2 protein-coding genes are annotated in these 4,287 nt (G+C 71.6%); both read left to right on the top strand.

Going from position 1 to position 4,287, the window contains the following annotated elements; all coding sequences use genetic code 11:
• On the top strand, positions 1-2,332 hold a 2,332-nt coding region (locus MXD58_RS21355; RefSeq protein ID WP_284678677.1), incomplete at its 5' end, for a RelA/SpoT family protein.
• A gap of 18 nt (positions 2,333-2,350) precedes the next feature.
• Positions 2,351-4,287, top strand: a 1,937-nt coding sequence (locus tag MXD58_RS21360) for a RelA/SpoT family protein (RefSeq protein ID WP_250609799.1), incomplete at its 3' end; no start/stop codon positions are given.

Below are 4,287 nucleotides of genomic sequence, written 5' to 3' on the forward strand. Positions count from 1 at the left end.
GGGCGATGCCGCGCCGGTCATCCCGAGGCTCGGGCATGAGTCGCCGCCGCTGCCGCGCCGGGTGCGCGGCCGGCTCTCGCGGCTGTCCACCCACCGGGCGACCCCGTCCTCCGCCCTCGACCCGGTGCTGCGCGGGCTGCTCGCGAACCACCCGCGGGCCGACATCAGCCAGGTGCAGCGGGCCTTCGAGGTGGCCGACGCCGCGCACGCCGGCCAGATCCGCTTCTCCGGCCATCCCTACATCACCCATCCGATCGCGGTGGCGAGCATCCTCGCCGACCTCGGCATGGACACGGCGACCCTGTCCGCGGCCCTCCTGCACGACACGCTGGAGGAGACCACGCTGACTCCCGAGGCGATCCGGGAGACCTTCGGCGACCAGATCGCGCTGATCGTCGACGCGGTCAGCAAGCTGAACCGGGTCAAGGTCGGCGAGGCCGCGCAGGCGGAGACGATCCGGCGGATGGTCGTCGCGATGGCGCGCGACCCCCGGGCGCTGGTCGTGAAGCTCTCCGACCGGCTGCACAACATGCGCACCCTGCGCTTCCTGCCCGAGCACAAGCAGGAGCGCAAGGCGCGCGAGACGCTGGAGGTCTACGCGCCGCTGGCCCACCGACTCGGGATGAACTCGCTGAAGTGGGAGCTGGAGGATCTCTCCTTCGCCGCGCTGTACCCGAAGCGCTACGACGAGATCGTCCGCCTCGTCGCCGACCGCGCCCCGAGCCGGGACGTCTACCTCGCCGAGGTGATCGGGCAGGTCCAGGCCGGCCTGCGGGACACCCGCATCCGCGCGGTCGTCTCCGGCCGCCCGAAGCACTACTACTCGATCTACCAGAAGATGGTGGTGCGGGGCCGGTCGTTCGACGACATCTACGACCTCGTCGGCATTCGCATCCTGGTCGACTCGGTGCGCGACTGTTACGCGACCCTGGGTAATGTCCATGCGAACTGGAAGCCGATCCCGGGCCGGTTCAAGGACTACATCGCGATGCCCAAGTTCAACATGTACCAGTCCCTGCACACGACCGTGATCGGGCCCGAGGGCAAGCCGGTGGAGCTGCAGATCCGGACGCACGCGATGCACAACCGCGCCGAGTACGGCATCGCCGCCCACTGGAAGTACAAGGAGGACGGCGTCGCCGCCCGCTCCTCGGAGAGCTCCCGGTCGGGCCGTCGCAAGAACCCCGAGCCGGACCTGACGACCTGGCTGCGGCAGGTGCTCGACTGGCAGCGCGAGAGCGCCGACCCCGGCGAGTTCCTCGACAGCCTGCGCTTCGCCGCCGAGAGCGACGAGGTGTTCGTCTTCACCCCCAAGGGCGACGTCATCCCGCTGCCCGTCGGCTCGACGTCGGTGGACTTCGCCTACGCCGTGCACACCGACGTCGGCCACCACTGCGTCGGCACCCGGATCAACGGCCGGATCGCGACCCTGGACACCACCCTCGACAACGGCGACACCGTGGAGGTCTTCACCTCCCGGGCGCACTCGGCCGGCCCCAGCCAGGACTGGTTGATGTTCGTCCGGTCCTCACGGGCCCGGGCGAAGATCCGTCAGTGGCACGCCCGCGAGCGCCGCGAGGACGCGATCGTCGCCGGACGCGACGCGCTCGGCCGGGCGATGCGCCGCCACGGGCTGCCGCTGTCCCGGCTGATGAGCGGTGACGCGCTGCTGGGCCTGGCCAAGGACATGCGCCACGCCGACGTGGCGGCGCTGTACGCGGCCGTGGGGGAGAACCACCTCAGCGCCGAGTCGGTCGTCTCGAGGCTGCTGGTGTCCCTCGGCGGGCCCGAGGGTGCGGAGGAGGACGTCGGCGAGACCGAGCTGCCGATCCGCACCCTACGCCGCTCCACCGGGGAGCCCGGCGTGCTGGTCACCGGCTCACCGGACGTGTGGACCAAGCTGGCCCGCTGCTGCACGCCGATGCCCGGCGACGAGATCGCCGGGTTCGTCACCCGGGGCAAGGGCGTGTCGGTGCACCGCACCGACTGCTCGAACCTGGGCGGGCTGCGCGGCGGACCGCACGACCGGCTCGTCGCGGTGGAGTGGGCGCCGTCATCGGGCTCGATGTTCCTCGCCGTGATCCAGGTCGAGGCACAGGACCGGACCAAGCTGCTCTCCGACGTCACCCGGGTGCTCTCCGACCGGCACGTGAACATCCTGTCGGCCTCGGTGGCCACCAGCCGGGACGCCTCGACCCGTGAACCGGTCGCGATCAGTCGCTTCACCTTCGAGATGGGCGACGCGAAGCATCTCGGGCACATCCTGAGCGCGGTGCGTTCCCTGGACGGGGTGTACGACTGTTTTCGCGTCACCTCGGGCGTACAGGTCTAGAGAGACAAGGGGGACGCCGTGGACGCTGAGACCGTGGGTGCCGGCCTGCCGGCGGGTGGCGGACTGTCCCCGGCGCTGTCCCGCGCCGATGCCGGCGACGACGCGTCCCGGGCCCTGACCGCGGCGCGCCAGGCCAGCGTGCGCCTGGCACATCTGGCCCGGCGGATGGCCTCGCCGCGGATGTCGCAGGTGCCCCCCGAGCTGCGCGACGTCGTCGAGGCCCACCGCGACTATCATCCCCGGGCCGACATCGCGTCCCTCGTGCACGCCTACGGCGTCGCCGAGCGGCTGCACGCCGGCCAGATGCGCCGCAGCGGTGACCCGTACATCAGCCATCCGCTGGCCGTGACCCAGGCGCTGGCGGAGCTCGGGGTCGACACGACCACCCTGATCGCCGCACTGCTGCACGACACCGTCGAGGACACCGGCTACACCCTGGACTCCGTCGTCGAGGAGTTCGGCGCCGAGGTCGCGAACCTCGTCGACGGGGTCACGAAGCTGGACAAGATGCGTTTCGGCGAGGCGGCCGAGGCCGAGACGCTGCGCAAGCTGATCGTCGCGCTCGCCCGGGACTACCGGGTGCTCGTCATCAAGATCGCCGACCGGCTGCACAACATGCGCACGCTGAACTTCATGTCGTCGGCGAAGCAGGTGAAGATCTCCCGGGTCACCCTGGAGATCCTTGCGCCGCTGGCCCACCGGCTCGGCGTCAGCGTGATCAAACGTGAGCTGGAGGACCGGGCGTTCGCCGTCCTGCATCCCGCCGAGTACGCGCGCATCGCCGCGATCGTCGACGAGTTCACCGCCGCGGAGCAGGCGTCGAGCGCCGTCGGCGCGATGGTCGACCGACTGGCTTCCGGGCTAGCGTCCGCGCGCATCGACGGCCAGGTCTCCATCCGTGCCAGCCACCTGTTCTCGATCTACAAGCGGGCGCAGGAGCGGGCCAGGCCGCCGCAGGACTACACCGACATCGTCCGAGTGCTCGTGCTCGTCGACGAGGTCACGGACTGCTACGCGGCCCTCGGCGTGATCCACGCGCTGTGGCGGCCGGTCCCGGGCCGGCTGCGGGACTTCGTGGCCACGCCGAAGTTCAACATGTACCAGTCGCTGCACACCACGGTGGTCGACGACGCCGGGCGCAGCATCGACATCCAGATCCGCACGCCGTCGATGCACCGGCTGGCCGAGACCGGCATCCTCGCCCGGCCGGTCGGCCCCGGCGCCGACGGCGCCCGCCTGGAGGGCCTGTCCTGGCTGCACAGCCTGCTGGACTGGCAGGAGGACACGGTCGACTCCGACGAGTTCCTGGAGTCGCTGTCGTCGGACCTGGAGTCCGACGAGGTGTTCGCCTTCACCCCGAAGGGCCGGATGATCGCTCTGCCGGCACGGTCCTCCCCGGTCGACGTTGCCTACGCGGTGCACACCGACATCGGGCACCGGGCCATCGGTGCGCAGGTCAACGGCCGACTCGTCCCGTTGCACGCCCGGTTGCGCAACGGTGACGTCGTCGAGATCCTCACCTCGAACCTGCCGGGCGCCGGCCCGTCCGAGGACTGGCTACAGTTCGTGAAGACCTCGCGGGCCCGGGTCCGCATCCGGCGCCGGCTGGCCCGCCAGCGACGGGACGCCGCGTCCGGCCAGCCGACGCAGGACGCCGCCGCGATGTCCGGCGTGGCCGAGGCGCCCGACACGATCCGTGCGTACGCCGCCGGTCCGCAGAGCACCATCGCGGGCGGCGACGGCCTGGCTGGCAGCGGCCTGGCTGGCAGTGTCGTGGCTGGCGGTGTCGTGGCTGGCGGTGTCGTGGCTGGCAGCGTCACGGCCGGCAAGGCCCTGGAGGCCGCTGTCCGGGGTGGTGTGGCAGGCCCGGCCGGGGCGATCGCGGCCGGTGACGGTCCCGACGACGCCGGTGCCGCCGGTGCCGCCGGGACCGCCGGTGGGGTGCGGGCCGGCTC

The organism is Frankia sp. AgKG'84/4, from assembly GCF_023242965.2.
Classification (GTDB): Bacteria; Actinomycetota; Actinomycetes; order Frankiales; family Frankiaceae; genus Frankia.